This is a genomic window from Variovorax sp. 01N429 (assembly GCF_056399425.1).
On sequence record NZ_JBFTRG010000264.1, the window covers coordinates 1 to 353 of the forward strand.

Annotated in this window: 1 protein-coding gene; it reads left to right on the plus strand. The window is 65.2% G+C overall.

Annotated features, from left to right (window positions below):
• On the plus strand, positions 1-353 hold a 353-nt coding region (locus tag AC1DSF_RS31540), incomplete at both ends, for a hypothetical protein (protein WP_478184239.1).

Here is a 353-nt window from a genome sequence, read left to right on the forward strand (position 1 = left end):
CCTCGGCCACTTGCGCGAGGCGCAGAGGCGACGGCAAGACCTCGAACTCCAGGAACTGGAAGCCAAGAAGATCCAGTACTACGCGTACTACCTGGAGCAAGGCGGGCCCCTCGCCCTGGCGTTCCAGCTCGCGCAGCGTCCCGAGGACACGCGCTTCGTCGTGGAATGTCTGCGTCAGGATCACCACCTGGTCACGCAGAATCAGCTGCAAGTCGCCTTGCAGGCACTCGGCGACGGTGCGGGAGCGCTGGAGGAACACCAGCTCGACGAACCGCGCCGCTTGGCGTTGAACGTCGTCAAGGAAGTGCTGAGCAGTCGGCTGGCGCAGCTGGGAGCGTCATCGATGCCTGCGC